Below are 18,971 nucleotides of genomic sequence, written 5' to 3'. Positions count from 1 at the left end.
ATGACTGAATTAAGCCCGCTATCATACCTGTTTTTGCCCTGAGCGGAGATAGCAGGCTTTACCTTGTTTTAAACGACAACACCCGGATGCACTCAGCCAATATACAGTGAGTGCTAGTCTGTTAGAGAGTACAGATCAGAGCATGGCGGCTGTGGCTTGCAGTATTGCCCGCATCTGTTCCAACATCGCGTTTTGCTTGTTGCGGTCATAGCCACTGATTGCTGGAGTATGTATGTGCCCGGTGGCAATTTGGCTATCTAATAGTGCGCGCAGTCGTAGTGCCCGATAGGTTATTTCGTTGGACAAATACCCCCCGCCACTGCCAGTTACGGCCGTAACATTTTGCAATGCCGACAGTGATGGGGCGGAAAAATCGCCCCGCTCCAGAGTTGTCACCTGACGGTTATCACTGATTTGCCACTGGCCTTGGGCAAACAGTATCGCTTTGGCGGGCAGGGAAAATTCCAAATATTCGGGACCACTCAGCGGGGTATTGGCTAAGAGTGGTACGGTCGGGTGGCTGGGGGTGGCACCAGAATAGCGTTTGTTGTTATCCGGGGCATTGGCACTGCGGTTTTTGCCCGCAAAACGTTCTAACTGAAAATGGTCCCGTCCCATACTAACAGTAATGATGGCATCTACCTGTTGCTGCACATAAAAGGGAGTCAGTAAGGATTCAATCAGCCCGTTATCAAAATCGGTAAAGCGTACCGGGATCAATACCGTTTCAATTTGCACTTTGCGTTTATCGGACATAAAGGTATAGCCGTCCAAGGCTAATGCTATCAGCCCTGATGGATTACTCTGATCAATTTGCTTATCGAGTCGAAAAGGGTCAAACCCGGTCAACAGGATTTTAATGTCGCTGTCGGCATCAAAACGGATATCGGTAATGCCACGGGAATTTTTCTCGGCAGCGCTCAGCAAAATATTGCGTTGCCACTGCGCGGGTGTAAATCCGGGAGTTTGATGCTGCAGCATCTGTTTTAACGCCAGTCGCCCCCAGTACAGAGGTCGGTCATCAGGCGAGCCTGATTGGACATCCCTGACCGCTTGTTGCCACAGTCGCTGCCCTTGACGGGCAACCAGTTGCGTCAATGTCAGTTCATTATCGGTGCGTTGAAATTGGGGAATAAAGTTATTCGTCAGGCTTTGATAGCGATCAGTGATCTGAGGCATCGTTTCTCGAGCCTTGGGTAGTCGCTGTTGTTCAACATCAATATAGGCATTGTCAGTTGATGCGTTAGCGTAAACAGGTGTTGTCAGTAGAGACAGGCTAAGCAGAAGCCGGGAGACATTGCGCAGCATGATATGTCCTTATCTGTACCGGTCAGCGCCGGTGCAATCCATTGGTGTAGAAGGTGCAAAAGCAGAAGTTAAGGCTAAGTATGCAATAGCCGTTGGCGGTTGAAAAGTTAGCAATGTTGTGGTCTGTGGTTTTCGTGGTGTTATAGCGTTATCAAACTTACAGATGTCATGGTTCTAAATAACATCATCGCGGAGAACGACTAAACCGTCTGATGAACTCGCTTTGTCTGCTGCGCTTAGCAGAAATCAGTCTCTTCAGCTGTTGCTATGGACTGAATATTGACTGGCAATAGAAGGGTAACGACCATGCCGGGTATTATTAGCCCGGCGCAATGTGACCCAGAGGTCGGTATACGCCGCGTTATTTTGGTATACTGCGCCGATGCGAACGAGACAGTGATATCCCTTGGGTGGTACTGAATGGTCAGCGTTCAAGTGTAGTTATTAGCTATTGCTAGCTGGGTTAGAGCATCAGCGATTGCATACTTTCTTGGGTACTGAAGCGTTTGGTAAAGAAATCGAGAAAGACACTGATATTGGTGGCCAGTTGACGTCGACTGGAGTAAACCCCGTACACTTTAAAGGGTTCAATGGGCCATTCCTGTAAAATCGGTACCAGTGAGCCACTGGCTATTTCATTTTTACAGCTGGCATTGGATAGCATGGCGATACCGAAATCATCCAGCGCCAACTGTTTTACCATAACGGCACTATTGACCCGGACCTTTTTCTGAAAGTTCACCATGCTCTTGCGGCTACCCTTCCCCAGCGGCCAAATTGGCGCACTGCGGGAGGTGCCAAGCAGAATTCCCTGATGTCCGGCCAGTTCTTTAGGGGTTGCCGGAGTACCTTTACTTTTCAGGTATCCCGGGCTTGCTACCAGAATTGGCTGACGTTCAAATAGCAGTCTGGCGACGAGGTCGGAGGACTGAAGGGGTCCATATTTGATCGCAATGTCGTATCCTTCCCCCACCAAACCGACATCATTGTCGGTAAATTGAACATCCAGTTGAATGTTAGGGTACAAACGCATAAAGCCACTACACAGGCTGGCGATGGTTTCCTGGCTGAATGAAACGGGAATGGCAATACGCAGGGAGCCGGAAACATCATTATGGGTGTTCTCCACCGTCGCTTTGGCGGCCTCTACCTCGTTGCTGATCGTTTCGCAGTGCTGAAAAAACAGTGCCCCGACTTGAGTCAGGCTCAAGTGGCGGGTGTTGCGTTGTAACAGACGGACTCCCAGCTGTTCTTCCAGTTGGGCAACTTTACGACTTATGGTGGATTTTGGCAGGCCGGTTTCCCGGGCTGCGCGGGAGAAACCTTTGGCCCTGACCACTGCGGCAAACAGCATCATACCGTTCAAATCTGGCATGTTTATCTCACTGTCTCAAAAATGGAACAAAGCGTCTAAGGCAGTTTAATGGTATTTGACTTATTAACAAAGTTATATTTATTGGCTAAAAATTTTCAGAGGCTAAGCAGAGGATCTTTTGATGACCAGCAATAATCAGCCCGCAAATAAGACTCAAGCAGTAGCAGCCGATCCGCTTTTTTTAGAAGCTGAGCATCTGGCAAAAGATTTTTCTCTGTTTCCTGAGCACAGCAAGCAGAGCTTATCGGATGAAATTCATGGGTTACTGGATGACGAGGCTATCCAGACTAACCTGAAAGATTTGGCAAATTTGGATGTAGACGGCTATGTCGCCAAGGTCATCCAGCCAACTCTGGATAAAACCCGTCCAGGTGCAAAACGGATTATTGCTGACTTGAAAGGCAAGTTAATCCGTGAAACCCATAACGGACCTTTTTACAGTGCTGAAGTGGAAATGAACTTCGGTGCCCGCAGTCGTCGAATCGGCTTTATCGCCCAGGAGCGGACCACTGCCAATGGCGCTTGGATGCCTGAGCACCACATTGCTTGCTGTAAAGCGGTTCGTCTGTTTGCTGAATTATCCATGCCGATCATTTTCTTGATCGACACACCCGGAGCCGATGCCGGTGAAGTAGCTAACAGCCATAATCAGGCCCACTCTATTTCTAAGGCCATTGCTGAAAGTGCCAATGTGGATGTACCGACAGTTGGTATTGTGATTGGTGCTGGTTACTCTGGCGGGGCGATTCCACTGGCTGCTGCCAATATTCTGTTGTCGCTGCGTGATGGTATTTTTAATACCATTCAACCTCAGGGATTGCAGAGCATCGCCCGTAAGTACAATCTTTCTTGGCAGGAATGTGCCAAATGCGTGGGTGTGGCACCGGAAGAGCTGTACGCCTCTGGTTGTATCGATGGCATTATTGATTTCTCTCCATCAGACCGTGATGAGCGTCAGCACAACCTGCGCCGCGCGATTATTTCCAGTATTGAAGCGGTTGAACGTGCCGCAGTGGAATTTGTGAAAGAGTCTGATGATCTGCGCGAACACTACAAGCGCTCTTTGGACCGTTTCCTTAATCCATCATCTAGCCTGCAGTCGCTGGAGCATAATTCTGAACTGGCGGTTGCCAACAGCCCGACCATGCACCTTAACCTGTTTGGCAGTGCTTATCGTTACTTGCGTTACCTGACGCTGCGTAGCCGTATCCACTCTATCAGTCAGGATCAATATGGCCGTTTGTCTAAAGTCAGTGTGCCCCATGGTGATTTGAAAGCCCGGGTACAGCAAGAGCAGGACAGAGTGTTCCACACTTGGCTGTCAAATCCAGATAAGTTGGTTTACGACGAAGAGCTGAACAAGCTGTGGGGTAACTTTACCGCTAAGCGTGAAGATGTCAGCACTGAGCGTAATATGCTGACCCGTCTGATTTTGGGTGAGCCAAAAGAGAATTACAAAAAAGCCCGCAAAGCGCTGATGTTCAATATCAGTTGGTCTTTGTATCACCGCTGGAAAAACAATGCGGCGAATAACTTTAAAGGGCTGATCCATTATTTGGAAAACCTGCCTGAAGAAGTGACGCAAAAACCTTGGCCAGCTTTAAATGATCTGACTGTGCTGGATGTTGTCGTCAATGAAGAGCTGCGCGAAGACTTTATCTGGCAGTGCTACAACATTCTGATTTTCAACGCACTGTATGACAATGTGGTGGTGAACTTGGCCTCGATTGCCAAAGAAGCCATGATGACCAAGAGTTTGGCTCGCAGTTCAGTCGACAGTTTGCTACATACCTCTATTGATAAGGCTATCTCGACTCAAGATGTGGCCAATGATAAGAGTAAGTTCTACAAGTGGCTGAAATACTTTATGGATCAGTCCAACCGTGCCGAGCTTTTGGTGCGGGTAGAACAATGGAAGAGTGTTGGCTTCCCTCAGCTTAACAACTCTTTGTTTGTGATTCTGACCTATTTCTTCGAGCGTTTGCTGCCGGAATACTTCGACAGTGAAGAGGATTCAAGCCACTACACCGGGGCGATCAACCCAGTACGTATTGGCCGCCGTAAGGACTTCTGGAACCGCCTGACCATGGGCTATCAGGATCTGCTGATCCAGAAAGTACTGCGGGATGAAAAGCAGGCCGGTAAGATGACCTGGCAAAATATTGTGGATCAATTCTTTACTCAGTTTGAAGAAATTGATGCGGATAAGATGTCGGCTAACTCCCTGAACTTCCCTGGTTTCCGTCTATCCATTGAAGATGCGTTAGATAAGGGTATCCGTCCATGCGGTTTGATTACTGGTATGGCGGACTTTGATCGTAAAGGGCAGAAAATCCGCGTTGGTGTGGCAATTTCTAATATTAGCTTCCAAGCTGGTGCATTTGATATGGCCAGTGCGGAGAAATTCTCCTCACTGCTGATTGAGTGTGCTAAGCGTAAGTTGCCAGTGATCTGCTTTATCAGCTCTGGTGGTATGCAAACGAAAGAAGGGGCCGCGGCACTGTTCTCCATGGCTGTGGTTAACGACCGTATTACCCGTTTTATTCGTGATAACGAATTGCCTGTGCTGATGTTCGGTTTTGGTGATTGTACCGGTGGTGCCCAAGCCTCTTTTGTTACCCACCCATTGGTACAGACTTACTATTTCTCTGGTACCAATATGCCGTTTGCCGGTCAAATGGTGGTACCTGCCTATCTGCCATCTACCTGTACCCTGTCTAACTATCTGTCTAAGGTACCGGGTGCGATGAATGGTTTGGTGAACAACCCATTTAGTGACACCCTAAACAGCCAGCTGGCCAGCATTGATCCGCTGATGCCAATGCCTGGGCAGGATATTCAGGATGTGATTGACAGTGCGCTGTCGACGCTGGTGCCAGAAATGCAGCTGGAAAGCGATGAGATCATCCAAAATGATCCCCGTGCATTGATGAAACCTATCGACAAAGTGCTAGTGCATGCCCGTGGCTGTACTGCGGTGAAATTGATCCGCAAGGCCCATGATAACAATATCAATGTTGTCCTAGTGGCATCTGATCCAGATATGACTTCAGTGCCAGCAGAAATGCTCACAGGCAATGATAAGCTGGTTTGTCTGGGGGGGAATACCTCTGATGAGTCTTACTTGAACGCCTACTCAGTCATGAAAGTGGCTGAGTATGAACAGGTAGACGCACTGCACCCTGGGATTGGCTTCTTGTCTGAAAGTCCACAATTTGCAGCCCTATGTGTGAATAATGGGGTGAACTTTGTTGGACCAAGTGTTCATTCAATGACCACCATGGGCAACAAGTCCAACGCGATTAAGACCTCTCAGTCACAAAATGTACCTGTGGTACCAGGTTCTCACGGCATTTTGTCCAATGCAGAGCAGGCCGTAAATGTAGCTAACGAAATTGGCTATCCAGTCTTGCTGAAGGCTGTTCAAGGCGGTGGCGGTAAAGGGATTCAGGTGGTAGAACGCGCTGAAGACATGATCCCACTGTTTATGAAAACGGCCACTGAAGCTGCTGCAGCATTCGGTAATGGCGATCTGTACTTAGAAAAATATGTGACATCACTGCGTCATATTGAAGTGCAGTTGCTGCGGGATAAGTTTGGTAATACTAAAGTGCTGGGTCTGCGTGACTGCTCTGTGCAGCGTAATAACCAGAAAATGATTGAAGAATCCGGCTCTACCATGCTGCCCCCTGAGTTAAAGCAGCAGGTACTGGAATATACGCGTGCTTTGGGTAATGCCGTGGATTACATGGGTGCCGGTACTGTGGAGTTTATCTACAACCTGGATGCCAATGAAGTCTACTTTATGGAGATGAACACCCGTCTGCAGGTAGAACACCCTGTGACTGAGGCAACCTCTTGCGTTGATATTGTTAGAGCCCAGTTTGATATTGCTGCCGGCCGCTCAATTGAAGCGCTGGAGCCACAGAATAAGGGCTATGCACTGGAAGTCCGTGTTACTGCAGAAAAAGCAGTGATGGACTCCCATGATGTACTGCAGTTGATGCCAAATCCAGGGCTTATCACCGAATGCATTATGCCTAAGCACCCAGATGTGGAAATTATCTCTATTGCGGCGGATAACAAAGAGGTTTCCCCATACTATGACAGCCTGATTGCTCAGATCATTATGACTGGCGAAGACCGTGAAGATACGGTCAACAAGATGTTGGCGTATTTGGAAACCGTGTCTATCAAAGGCATTGCTACTAACATTCCATTGCTGAAGCGTATCCTGAAGGATGCCACCTTCAATGAAGGGGTATATGACACCAACTATCTGCCGCGTTTGATGGCAGAGTTGGATGTGGCAGATCTGATTGCTGAAATGGAAGCAGCAGCAGAAACCAAGCCTGTGGATACTGAAGCGCTGCGGGTTGGTGGCAGTAATGAGCTGAAAGTCTTGGCCCAGGGCGCCGGTATCTTCTATAGCTCTCCAGCACCAGGTGAGGCTGATTTTGTGAAGGAAGGTGACATTGTTTCTGCCGCTCAGACGCTGGCGCTGACAGAAGCGATGAAGATGTTCTCTCAGGTCAATCTGGCCAGCTTCAACCGTAAAGGGGCTGAGTTGTATCCGGAAGATAAGCAGTACCGTATTGAACGGATTTTGAACTCTAACGGCCAACAGATCTCACAGGGTGACTTGTTATTTGTGGTGTCACCTGTAGAGGCGTAATGCCGTACCACCTGTTAATTTGATAAAAAGCCCCGCTATTTAGCGGGGCTTTTTTTGATGTGCATCAAATGTTATGCCGTATAAATACCCGTAATTTAATAGGGTTTTAATCTTAGTTTTACACACTAGGGTCTGTTGACGTTTCAAGTTTGTTTTTGCAGCGATTTGAGGATTCTTTATACAAGGCAGATGCTTTGATAGGTAGTTGCGCTACCTGATAAGCTGATAACGCAGTAGAAAGGAGCCTCAAACGCTGCCCGCAGGGTTCGGCTAAAAGCGTTTTACTCTTTGTTGAGCGGTTCTTGCTTAGAATAACTAGGCGACAAACCACTCGCCGCGATTAAAACGCTTTTATCTCGAACAAAATTTAATCACGAAACGTCAACAGACCCTAGGGTCTGTTGACCTTTCAAGTTTGTTTTTGCAGCGATTTGAGGATGCTTTATACAAGGCAGAGGCTTTGATAGGTAGTTATGCTACCTGATAAGCCAATAACGCAGTAGAAAGGCGCCTCAAACGCTGCCCGCAGGGTTCGGCTAAAAGCGTTTTACGCTTTGTTGAGCGGTTCTTGCTTAGCATAACTAGGCGACAAACCACTCGCCGCGATTAAAACGCTTTTATCTCGAACAAAATTTAATCACGAAACGTCAACAGACCCTAGGTCAAGGTCACGGAGTACAGCTCAGGAGGAGTGAAATGGAAAAGGTGTTTATTATTGCCCAGAAGTTTGACGATAAGGCACAACAGGCCGATGCCGTGGTGCAAGGGGTTACCCTGGCTCGGCAATTGGCAATGAGCCCTGAAATTTTTGCATATAGTTATGCCTATTTGCCGGATTTTGAGCATTTTGTGCCTGCGGTGACACCGGTTACTAAGGCTGCCATCGTCAAACAGGCACATCAGGCAGTGGCTGAACGTTTAGCTGACGTCGACGGCCAAGAGATACCTGTGCACAGTTTGTGGCATAAACACCTTTATGAACATGCCTGTGAGCATGCGGCTGAGCAGGAATTTTCCTTGATGATTAAAGCCGTACATGACAGTGATCGCTTTATGCCTACGGATTGGCATTTGATCCGTCATACCCAGATGCCACTGCTATTTTTAAAGCCGCAGTCCACAGCTGAGCAAACCGTACTGGTGGCGCTGGATTTAGGCAGTAAAAGCCCGATAAAGCAGCAGCTAAACAAAGCGGCATTAGCAAAGGGGCGGGCATTGGCTGGTGCTTGTGGCGGAGATTTACATGTAGCTTATGTGTGTCGCATGCATGTGGTGCTTAACGATTTGGATTTAGTGGATAATCGGACGGTCGCTGCTAATGCCAGAGAAAGATTGGCTGATGAGTTAGCGCAGTTAGATTTGCCGCCAGAACAAATTCATGTTTTGGCCGGCGATCCGGAAATGTGCCTTTATGAATTGTCATGCCGTTTGAAAAGCCGCTACTTCGTCATTGGTGCGCGGCAGCGAAAAGGGATTTTAGGCCATGTCATCGGCAATACCGCGGAGGCTATTTTAAGCCGTATGCGTTGTGATGTGCTGGTGGTGCCGGCTTTTGATGAGCGTCAGGCATAAATACTTAATTAATCCAGCGGGGTTACATAAACTGAAGCATTAACGGAATTTAAAGCGTAAATGCTTCAAAAACATCAATTACTCTTATTTCTTGTCCATTGTTAGATGTTTTTTTATTGAAAATAGCGCCGGTGCGCTGAGTCATTACAGCGTTATCTGCTTGGTGTAAATAGTGAAAAATATTCTAACGGGTATAAGCACGGCATTTTTTTGTAGGAAATGATGGTGATTTCTCAATCCCAGCATGAAAAAATGCCGTCAGTTGTTTGCGCAGAACTGGGTTTCGCATTTACAATATGCGCCTTAAAATCTGATGTGTGGTTTGCCCTGATTTGTGGCATACTCCGTCTACTTTCTAAACTAACAAAAAAGTTGAATCATGACCGACTTATCAAAATACAGAAATATTGGTATTTTCGCTCACGTTGACGCGGGTAAAACCACGACCACCGAGCGTATCCTCAAGCTTACCGGTAAGATCCATAAAATCGGTGAAGTTCATGATGGCGAATCTACAACCGACTTCATGGAACAGGAAGCTGAGCGTGGTATTACCATTCAGTCTGCGGCTGTTAGTTGTTTTTGGAAAGATCACCGTTTTAACGTGATTGACACGCCCGGACACGTTGACTTCACCGTTGAAGTTTACCGTTCTCTGAAAGTTCTGGATGGTGGTATTGGCGTATTCTGTGGTTCTGGTGGTGTTGAGCCACAATCAGAAACCAACTGGCGCTATGCAAACGAATCTGAAGTTGCTCGTCTGATCTTCGTAAACAAGCTGGACCGTATGGGTGCAGACTTCTTGCGCGTTGTTAAGCAGACTAAAGACGTACTGGCTGCAAATCCGCTGGTAATGGTTCTGCCTATCGGTATTGAAGATGAATTCACCGGTGTGGTTGATCTGCTGACTCGTAAAGCTTACGTGTGGGATGAATCTGGCCAAGCTGAAAACTATGAAATCACCGATATCCCTGCGGATATGGTTGACATGGTTGAAGAATACCGTGAAATGCTGATCGAAACTGCTGTTGAGCAGGATGATGATCTGATGGAAGCTTACATGGAAGGTGAAGAGCCTTCTATGGAAGATCTGAAGCGTTGTATCCGTAAGGGTACCCGTGATATGTCATTCTTCCCTACATACTGTGGTTCTGCGTTCAAGAACAAAGGTATGCAGCTGCTGCTTGACGCTGTTGTTGATTACCTGCCATCGCCAACTGAAGTTGATCCTCAGCCTCTGACTGATGAAGAAGGTAACGAAACTGGCGAACACGCTCTGGTTTCAATTGATGAGCCGCTGAAAGCATTGGCGTTCAAGATCATGGATGACCGTTTCGGTGCCCTGACCTTCGTACGTATCTACTCTGGTAAGCTGCACAAGGGTGACACCATCCTGAACTCTGCTACTGGTAAGACTGAGCGTATCGGCCGTATGTGTGAAATGCAGGCTGATCAGCGTAACGAGCTGGACTACGCACAAGCTGGTGACATCATCGCTATCGTGGGCATGAAGAACGTGCAAACTGGTCACACTCTGTGTGATGTTAAGCATCCATGCACCCTGGAAGCCATGGTATTCCCTGAGCCAGTAATTTCTATCGCCGTTGCTCCTAAAGATAAGGGCGGCAGCGAGAAGATGGGTATCGCTATTGGTAAGATGATCGCAGAAGATCCATCTTTCCGCGTTGAGACTGATGAAGACTCAGGCGAAACCATCCTGAAAGGTATGGGTGAATTGCACCTGGACATCAAGGTAGACATCCTGAAGCGTACTTACGGTGTTGACCTGATTGTTGGTGAGCCTCAAGTAGCTTACCGTGAAACTATCACTCGTGAAATCGAAGATAGTTACACCCACAAGAAACAATCTGGTGGTTCAGGTCAGTTTGGTAAGATTGACTATATTGTTCGCCCAGGTGAGCAAAACTCTGGCTTTACCTTCAAGTCTTCAGTTGTTGGTGGTAACGTTCCTAAGGAATACTGGCCAGCAGTTGAGAAAGGTTTCGCTAGCATGATGAAGACTGGTACTGTAGCAGGCTTCCCAGTGCTGGACGTAGAGCTGGAACTGACTGATGGTGCATTCCACGCAGTTGACTCCTCTGCTATTGCGTTCGAAATCGCTGCTAAAGGTGCTTTCCGTCAATCTATGCCTAAGGCCGGTGCACAGCTGCTTGAGCCTATCATGAAGGTTGACGTATTCAGCCCTGAAGATAACGTTGGTGATGTGATTGGTGATTTGAACCGTCGTCGCGGTATGATCAAAGACCAAATTGCTGGTGTAACCGGTGTTCGCATCAAGGCTGATGTACCACTGTCAGAAATGTTTGGTTACATTGGTCACCTGCGTACTATGACCTCTGGTCGTGGTCAGTTCTCTATGGAGTTCTCACACTACTCACCATGTCCAAACAGTGTTGCTGAAAAAGTAATCGCTGACGTTAAAGAAAGAAATGCTAAGAAGTAATTCTTAAGCTGCTTTCTGAAAAACCCGCCATCAGGCGGGTTTTTTTATGTCTTAAACTAAGGGGCTGTTGATCTTTCGTGGTTAACTTTCGTTCGAGATAAAAGCGTTTTAATCTCGGCGAGCGGTTTGTAGCCTAATCATGCTAAGCAAGAACCGCTCAACAAAGCGAAAAATACGTTTAACCGAACGCTTCTGGCAGCGTTTGGGGCCTTCTACCACGTTATCGGCTTGTCAGGTGGCGCAGCAACCTATCAAAGCCTTCGTTTTGTATAAATAACCCCAAAAATCGCTACAAAAACAAACTCGAAAGGTCAATAGACCCTAGGTGTTGGATTCATGGCTGGCGTTAAGCTCTTGGGTCAGTTCCAATAGCGCTTTAGCTGCAGGCGTTAGTGGCAGGTTTCGGCGCCAAATTAGGCCCAAATCCCAAGTCAGTGGCGGGTTCATTGGTCGGAAGGTTAATTCACTGGAATCTAGTTTGCGGCAGATGGGCTCTGGCAGTAATGCCAGCCCCATTTCTGCTTCCACCATGGAGGCGAGAAAGTCCCACTGACCACTGCGAAAGGCAATATTCAGTTTTACCCCGGCATCATTACTCAAGCGGCTGATGATTTTGGCGAGCGAGAAATCCTCGTTGTAAAGGATAAAGGGATGGTCGGCAAAATCGGCCCAACACAACTCAGGTTTACTGATTAGCTGATGCTGGTTAGGTAAGCAAGCCATCAGGGGATAACGGCTTAATGGCTCATGGGCCAGTTCATCATCATGCACTGTTGGTAAGGCGGTAAAAGCAATGTCTAAAGTGTCATGGATCAGCGCTCGCTCACAGCCAAATCCACCATACTCATGCATTTCCAGTGTAATACCCGGATAACGGCGGCGGTATTCCATCAATAAGCCGATAAATAAGCTGCTCATCATGGGGCAGACGCCTAAACGCAATACCCCAGACTTCACCCCACTAAGATCATGCATGTCCTGCTCTAGTCGGTGCCATTGTCCCAACATCTGTCTGGCACTGGTTTCAAATAGGGTACCGGCTTGGGTCAGTGTGATTTTCTGGTTATTGCGCAACAGTAATTGTTGTCCGAGCTGTTCTTCTAACCGCTGGATCATTTTGCTCAGGGTTGGTTGGGTCAGATAGAGCTTTTCGGCCGCTCGGGTGTAATTACCTGTTTCAACCAAAGTAATAAAGCAATGTAGGGTTTTTATCGGTATGTTCATGCCAAACAGGAATCGACGTTATGGAATTAATTCATTTTACCAATAAACGGAGAAGGATTAATCTGCCCGCATCGAAAAACGGGGGATTTGTATGAAAGCATTTTCAGGGTTGTGGGTCAGCTCTTTCTGGGACACCCTGTCAACTGATGCAGTTGGTTCCCGTAGCAAGATTGATTTCACGACACAAAACAGTAAAGAGACTGAGTTGAGTCAGGCAGAGGTGATGAGTTCTGTCGAGCCGGATGCAAAGAAGGCTTAATCACGCTATTTGGTTACATTGCGAAGCTTTTTATAGCCTCATTTACCCCGGATTCGTTGACCGGGGTTTTTTTTATCTATTCTCCGCGCTGTTATTGTTCATTTTCCCCCGCTGTTAGCTTATTCGAACTCGTCGAGAGCAATCTCTGCTGCAGTTAACGTGTTATTTGTCCCACAGCAGAAATGCTATCAAAGCATTTACCCTCAATTTTGTAATGGGATCAGTGCCTGTTTATTGCTTGCCTGCGGCACATGACATTGACTACAGAAGTATTTCTGGCCCTTGAGTGTGATACCGTCAGCCAGTAGATGGGATGATGGCACGGCAGTTGTGTGCCTGCGTTTGGCCCGGGTTGGGTTATGGCAGTTAAGGCAGCTATTACGTTTTAAGGTAATACTGTAATCCCGATGGGGAATTAATGGGGGTTGGCCAATAAATGTCGGCGCAATGGCTTGGCCTTTGGCGGGATACTCAGCCATAGCGGCTGCCGGCGAGGTTTCCGGGATCTGCTGATTACCTGCTAAAGACTGAATATTTACCGCTTGGTGGTTATTAGGGCTTGATTGCCCTGTACAGGCGGTTAACGCTAGGGTTACAAGCGTCAACGTGATGACTTTTTTCATAGGTGTTTCTCCATCCGGGAGGGATCGCGGTCGGGGGATGTATCAGTCTGCGGTTGGCTGTTGATACTGTAGGTGGTTGCTGGGCTTAACTGCAGCCGACTGTGGAAACTGAATACATTTTGATTGCAAACATCGATGCAGCGGCCACAGAGAGTGCAATCTGTGGCGGTGAGTTTCATTTCATGACCTCTTAATACCGGCTTAAGCACCTGAGGTTCTGGGCAGACAGTAAAACAAGCCATACATAAATCGCAGCTTTGTGGCTGTTTAGCGGCTAGACGAAGCGGACTGGCTTTGCCTAACAAACGGTATAACGCACCCGTTGGGCAAAGGTGCCCACACCATGCCCGTTCACTGATAAAAGTATCTAATAAAAAAATGGCAACCAGGAGCCATAAACTGCTGCCCGTACCGAATAACAGCTCCCGATAGACGAGTGGCACGGGATTGACCCACTCCCACACTAAGAGGCCCGTTAATGGGGGGAGCAGTAATACCAGGGCCAGCAGGGCATATTTCAGGTATCTAGGTAATACAGGTAGCCGAGGTAGATGTAGTTTGCGGCGCAGCCAGGCGGCCGCATCGGTAATCAGACTAACCGGACACACCCAACTACAAAAACTGCGTCCGCCAAACAGGGTATAAAAGCCCCCAATAATGAGCGCCCCCAATAGCAAACTGAATTCCGGCAGATGACCGCTAAGTAACACCTGTAGAGTCAGTAGCGGATCGGACAGCGGTATACTGTCAAACAGTTGGCTGGCGGAGAGATTACCATTCAGGATCTGATACCCTGTTATTGGACCGGCAACAAAGGTCAGTAGCACCAAAAGTTGACTGAGTCGGCGTAGCAGTAAAAAACGGTGTTTGCGCCATATTGATGGCTGTGGATTGGCTGATGACATCATGGCTTGAACCTTCCGTTAAGCATCTCCAACGTGGTTGACTCTGTATCTTGGTAGGTGTCATGGCTGGCTGCTTTGCCGGCGGCTAAAGCGACCGGTAGCACTTTAATTGCCGGTTGTTCCAAGACACAGGCATGTTCACATTTACCGCATCCGGTACAGGCGTCAGGATTAATTCTGGGGATAAATTCAGCATGATGACCGCTGCGACTGTTATGTTGTCGCTCCAAGGTAATGGCGTCATCAATTAGCGGGCAAACGCGATAGCAGACATCGCACCGCAATCCCCGAAAATTAAGACAATGTTGCGGGTCAACCAATACCGCCGTTCCCATTTGGGCGTCGGCAATATCCAACATTAAACAATCCAGTGCGCCAGACGGACAGGTGCGAACACAAGGAATGTCCTCGCACATTTCGCAGGGTATCTGCCGGGCGGTAAAAAAAGGGGTACCGGTCGCGACGCCATCAAACCATCTTGCTAACGATAAGGTGCCCCAGCGACAGGCATTAACACATAACCCACAGCGAACGCAGGCTGATAAAAATTCGCTTTCAGGCACCGCGCCCGGTGGGCGCAGTGCTTGTGGTTCAGTTTGGGCATTTGTCTGGGCTAGCGTCGTTAATCCTAGCCCTGTCAGTGTCATCACCCCGCCAGCCGATGCCGCCGTTGCCAGAAAGCGACGGCGGTTGATTTGGTTTGGCGTGAGTTTGGGAGAAGTTGCTTGTTTTTCCACTGTGCGATGCCTTTATTACACCTTGACCGCTTTTGTCACTTTGACCGGACATTTTTTGAAATCGGTCTCTTTCGATAAGGGATCAGTGGCATCTAATATCAGTTTATTGACCAGTTGTCTGGCATCAAAAAATGGCATAAATACCACCCCTTGAGGGGGCTTATTTCGGCCATGGGTTTCTACCCGGGTACGGACTTCTCCTCGCGGTGAGGCAACAATGACTTCATCCCCGCGTTTTAAGCCGCGGCTGGCAGCATCCGCAGGATGCATAAAGATTTGGGCATCAGGGTAGGCTCTGTGTAGCTCAGGCACCCGGGCGGTCATGGTGCCAGTATGCCAGTGTTCCAGTACGCGACCGGTACTCATCCATAAATCGTATTCAGCATTAGGCTCTTCAGCTGCCGGCTCATAAGGCAGGGCAAAAATAATGGCTTTGCCATCGGGTTTACCGTAGAAGTGGAACCCTTGGCCGGGCTTAACATAGGGATCAGCTCCTTCAGCATAACGGCGCAGGGTTTCTTTTCCATTGACAACCGGCCAGCGTAGTCCCCGGGTGAGGTGGTAACGATCAAAGTCAGCTAAATCATGCCCTTTACCCCGGCCAAAGCGGGCGTACTCTTCAAATAGTCCCTTTTGTACGTAGTAACCAAAATGCTGCGCTTCATCATTCAGCGCGCTCTGACATTCAGAAGCCGGAAAACGGTCTATCACCCCATTGGCAAATAGCACATCATATAAAGTTTTATCTGCGTATTGTGGCTGCTTGGCGATAAGCTCTGCGGGCCAAACTTCATTGACTTTGAAACGTTTAGAGAACTCCATTAGCTGCCAGAGATCCGACTTAGCGCCTCCTGGTGCGCTGACCTGTTGGTGCCACATATGGGTACGGCGCTCGGCATTACCATAGGCGCCTTCTTTTTCAACCCACATGGCGGTTGGCAAGATTAGATCAGCTGATACGGCTGTAACCGTAGGATAAGGATCGGATACCACGATAAAGTTATCTGGGTGGCGAAATCCTGGGTAGATTTCATCATTGATATTGGGGCCGGCCTGCATATTGTTGGTACACATGGTCCAGTAACAATTTAGTTTGCCATCTTTCAGCATGCGACTTTGGAGTACCGCGTGATAGCCGGGTTTAGCTGGAATGGTGCCGGATGGTAATTGCCACACTTGCTCTGCAAACTCACGGTGTTTCGGGTTAGCGACCACCATATCTGCCGGTAGGCGATGGGCAAACGTACCCACTTCACGTGCGGTGCCACAAGCGGATGGCTGACCGGTGAGGGAGAAGGGGCTGTTACCTGGCGTGGCGATTTTGCCGGTTAACAGATGCAGGTTATACAGCATATTATTGGCCCACACTCCACGGGTATGCTGATTGATACCCATGGTCCATAGACTCATGACTTTCGCTTGCGGATCGGCATAGATTTTGGCTAGCGTTTCCAGTTTGTCTGCCGGGACACCGCTCATTTTGACGGCGTAATCCAAGGTGTAAGGTTTTAGAAACTCAGCATATTCCGCTAAGCTGATTTCACTGAATTTACCATTTCCCGGGTTTTTGGCTTTTTGCTCTAACGGGTGTTCTGGTCGCAGACCATAGCCGATATCATCGACCCCGAGGGCAAATTTGGTGTGTTGATTAACAAAATCTTTGTTGATCGCCCCGCTGGTAATAATGTGGTTTGCAATATAATTCAGAATCACCAAGTCGGATTGCGGGCGGAAGATAATCGGATTATCGGCCAGTTCAAAACTGCGGTTTTCAAAGGTCGATAAAACATGCACTTTACAGCCTGGATGATTTAGTCGCCGGTCTGTTAATCGTGCCCAGAGAATAGGATGCATTTCTGCCATATTGGCACCCCAGAGGACAAAATTGTCAGTGGCTTCAATATCGTCATAGCAGCCCATCGGCTCATCCATGCCAAAGGTCCGCATAAAACCGACCACAGCTGATGCCATGCAGTGGCGAGCGTTGGGATCGATATTGTTGCTGCGAAATCCTGCCTTAAAGAGTTTGGCAGCAGCATAACCTTCCCAAATAGTCCATTGGCCTGAGCCGAACATACCAATGGCCGTTGGTCCCTTACTGCGTAGTGTTTGCTTCCATTTGTCAGCCATAATATCAAAGGCGGCATGCCAACTAATGGGGGTGAATTCCCCCTCTTTGTCATATTGGCCATTTTTCATTCGCAGTAGCGGTGTATCTAATCTGTCTTTGCCGTACATGATCTTGGACAGAAAATAGCCTTTGATACAGTTCAGTCCTCGGTTCACCGGGCTGTCAGGATCGCCCTTTGTCGCCACCACTTTGCCATCTCGCGTGCCAACTAATACCGAGCAACCAACTCCACAAAAGCGACATGGCGCTTTATCCCAATGAATCCCCTGTTCACCTTGCTCTGCCGCGGCCACTATTTTTACTGGTAACACTAATCCTGCGGCGGTAGCGGCTGCCACAGCAGCATTGGCCTTGATAAATTCACGACGACTGATGCTCATACTGTTCTCACTCTTCTGTTATTGCTTCAACTTGATGGAATACCAGGCTGCTACTGAGAACCTCTGGCATCGCCTGTATTTGTTCTATGCTCTGCAGCAGTGCACTTTGCTTGTCGGCTTCTAAGGTGACGATCAGTTTTCCATCTTGGCTTTGATGATGAATTTCAGCGCCAGGAATTTGGCTGAGTTGCTGCGTGACCGCAATGGTATGAGCTGGGCGAATATGCAGTACTAAGCTAGTGATGTGGTACTCGACTGGCATAAGGCATCCTGTTGTGCACGGTGATCCCATGTTTTGCCATGGGTAAAGAAATTAGCCACGAGTATTAAGGGTGAGTGGAATGTGAGGGTATACCTCAGTGGTGGTAATTATTGGCTTTGTTGATAGGGATCATATTTTTCACCGTGACAACCATCAAACTTTAAAAAATCAACAATTTATTAGCGATTTTGAATATTGTGTATTCAGTAAATATTGGGGAATCGCCTCTTTATTTGGGTGGGTGTTCGTTAGTGAGCTACTCGTTATTAGTCATATATGTATGAATAATCATTTTCGCGAGAAGGCGATATCGGATCAGATTCTTGTTGCTACAGAGGTTATGTGCTAAAAATAATTAACACTTAAGTTACAAATGTCACCGGGTTGGCTAGTAAAGTGATTTGTGCTGCTTTCCGGTGGTGAGTGCCACAGCCTCAGTAAAAGGATTAACAATGCGCCCTTCACCCAGCAAAGGTTTTACATTAATAGAATTAGTTGTCGTTATCATTATTTTGGGGATCTTAGCTGTGGTTGCAGTTCCCAGATTTGTTGATATTAAATCTGATGCCTATGCAGCAACACTGAGAGGCGTTGAAGCATCAATCAAGTCCGTTACACAAATGACTTTAGCTAAGGCTAAATTGAAAGCACCTGAATCATTATTTTCAGGTGGGTTTAATATAGATATAGATGATAATGGTGTTGTTGATCAATTAGTTTTTGGTAAGCCTAGAGCGCAAGGCGATGGGATATATCAATTAGTTGATATTGATGCCAAATGGTTTGCTAATGGGCAGATGAATGCCAATTCTGTCTGTGATCCTGCAGGACAAGAGTTTTGTGCGGCCTATATTGGGAGTGTCACTCAGGCGGGGGTGACGCCAACGCCAGCTCACTTTGTGGTGTATTTGCCACAAGGGAAAAAAGTCGCTGATAACTGTTTTGCTTATTATTTTCAAGCTACTGGAAGTGATGGGCAGCCTGTAACTGGTTATACCAGAAGTACTGCTTTGCAAGGAGGGGCGGTAGTGTCTGGTTGCTGATTGATGCTGCTTT

At 47.8% G+C, this 18,971-nt stretch carries 13 protein-coding genes; 5 read left to right on the top strand and 8 right to left on the bottom strand.

Translation table 11 applies throughout. The features are described 5' to 3' along the window. Positions 1–135: 135 nt before the first annotated feature. Positions 136–1,308 (bottom strand): hypothetical protein, encoded by a 1,173-nt coding sequence (locus NFHSH190041_RS16840; RefSeq protein ID WP_261922875.1) that lies wholly within the window; start codon positions 1,306–1,308, stop codon positions 136–138. 463 nt (positions 1,309–1,771) lie between these two features. Beyond that, a complete protein-coding gene (locus NFHSH190041_RS16835; protein ID WP_261922874.1) occupies positions 1,772–2,683 on the bottom strand; it encodes a LysR family transcriptional regulator in 912 nt (303 codons plus the stop codon). A 121-nt stretch (positions 2,684–2,804) separates the two neighbouring features. Here NFHSH190041_RS16835 and NFHSH190041_RS16830 point away from each other — a divergent pair, with 121 nt between their 5' ends. From NFHSH190041_RS16830 to fusA, 3 genes are all read left to right on the top strand, one after another. Beyond that, positions 2,805–7,358, top strand: a complete 4,554-nt coding sequence (locus tag NFHSH190041_RS16830; protein WP_261922873.1) for a biotin carboxylase N-terminal domain-containing protein — start codon at positions 2,805–2,807, stop codon at positions 7,356–7,358. A 696-nt stretch (positions 7,359–8,054) separates the two neighbouring features. After that, the gene (locus NFHSH190041_RS16815; RefSeq protein WP_261922871.1) at positions 8,055–8,930 is read left to right on the top strand and encodes a universal stress protein; all 876 of its coding nucleotides are present in this window, start codon (positions 8,055–8,057) and stop codon (positions 8,928–8,930) included. A gap of 379 nt (positions 8,931–9,309) precedes the next feature. After that, entirely contained in the window at positions 9,310–11,394 is a 2,085-nt protein-coding gene (fusA, locus tag NFHSH190041_RS16810; protein ID WP_261922870.1) for an elongation factor G, read from the top strand. Between the two features lie 321 nt (positions 11,395–11,715). On the opposite strand, the gene NFHSH190041_RS16805 is transcribed toward fusA, so the two are convergent. Then, the gene (locus tag NFHSH190041_RS16805) at positions 11,716–12,618 is read right to left on the bottom strand and encodes a LysR family transcriptional regulator (RefSeq protein ID WP_261922869.1); all 903 of its coding nucleotides are present in this window, start codon (positions 12,616–12,618) and stop codon (positions 11,716–11,718) included. A gap of 91 nt (positions 12,619–12,709) precedes the next feature. Between NFHSH190041_RS16805 and NFHSH190041_RS16800 the strand changes: the two genes are divergently transcribed. Next, the gene (locus NFHSH190041_RS16800) at positions 12,710–12,877 is read left to right on the top strand and encodes a hypothetical protein (protein WP_261922868.1); all 168 of its coding nucleotides are present in this window, start codon (positions 12,710–12,712) and stop codon (positions 12,875–12,877) included. A 203-nt stretch (positions 12,878–13,080) separates the two neighbouring features. On the opposite strand, the gene NFHSH190041_RS16795 is transcribed toward NFHSH190041_RS16800, so the two are convergent. Genes NFHSH190041_RS16795 through NFHSH190041_RS16775 form a run of 5 tightly spaced genes read right to left on the bottom strand, consistent with a single transcriptional unit; the run spans position 13,081 to position 17,915 of the window. After that, a complete protein-coding gene (locus NFHSH190041_RS16795; RefSeq protein WP_261922867.1) occupies positions 13,081–13,500 on the bottom strand; it encodes a nitrate reductase cytochrome c-type subunit in 420 nt (139 codons plus the stop codon). Further along, positions 13,497–14,408, bottom strand: coding sequence for a quinol dehydrogenase ferredoxin subunit NapH (gene napH / locus NFHSH190041_RS16790; protein ID WP_261922866.1), 912 nt, complete (start codon positions 14,406–14,408; stop codon positions 13,497–13,499). Before napH ends, NFHSH190041_RS16795 begins: the two co-directional genes overlap by 4 nt. Continuing rightward, positions 14,405–15,142 carry a ferredoxin-type protein NapG gene (gene napG, locus NFHSH190041_RS16785; protein WP_261922865.1) on the bottom strand — a complete coding sequence of 246 codons (738 nt, stop codon included), beginning with the start codon at positions 15,140–15,142 and terminating at the stop codon, positions 14,405–14,407. Before napG ends, napH begins: the two co-directional genes overlap by 4 nt. A gap of 15 nt (positions 15,143–15,157) precedes the next feature. After that, positions 15,158–17,653 carry a nitrate reductase catalytic subunit NapA gene (gene napA / locus NFHSH190041_RS16780; RefSeq protein WP_261922864.1) on the bottom strand — a complete coding sequence of 832 codons (2,496 nt, stop codon included), beginning with the start codon at positions 17,651–17,653 and terminating at the stop codon, positions 15,158–15,160. A gap of 7 nt (positions 17,654–17,660) precedes the next feature. After that, positions 17,661–17,915 (bottom strand): chaperone NapD, encoded by a 255-nt coding sequence (locus tag NFHSH190041_RS16775; RefSeq protein ID WP_261922863.1) that lies wholly within the window; start codon positions 17,913–17,915, stop codon positions 17,661–17,663. Positions 17,916–18,367: 452 nt separating this feature from the next. Here NFHSH190041_RS16775 and NFHSH190041_RS19705 point away from each other — a divergent pair, with 452 nt between their 5' ends. Then, positions 18,368–18,958 carry a type II secretion system protein gene (locus tag NFHSH190041_RS19705; RefSeq protein WP_315972954.1) on the top strand — a complete coding sequence of 197 codons (591 nt, stop codon included), beginning with the start codon at positions 18,368–18,370 and terminating at the stop codon, positions 18,956–18,958. Positions 18,959–18,971: the final 13 nt, after the last annotated feature.

This window comes from Shewanella sp. NFH-SH190041 (assembly GCF_024363255.1).
Classification (GTDB): domain Bacteria; phylum Pseudomonadota; class Gammaproteobacteria; order Enterobacterales; family Shewanellaceae; genus Shewanella.
The sequence above is the reverse complement of the archived record's forward strand: the minus strand, read 5'-3'. Positions and strand labels throughout refer to the sequence as shown.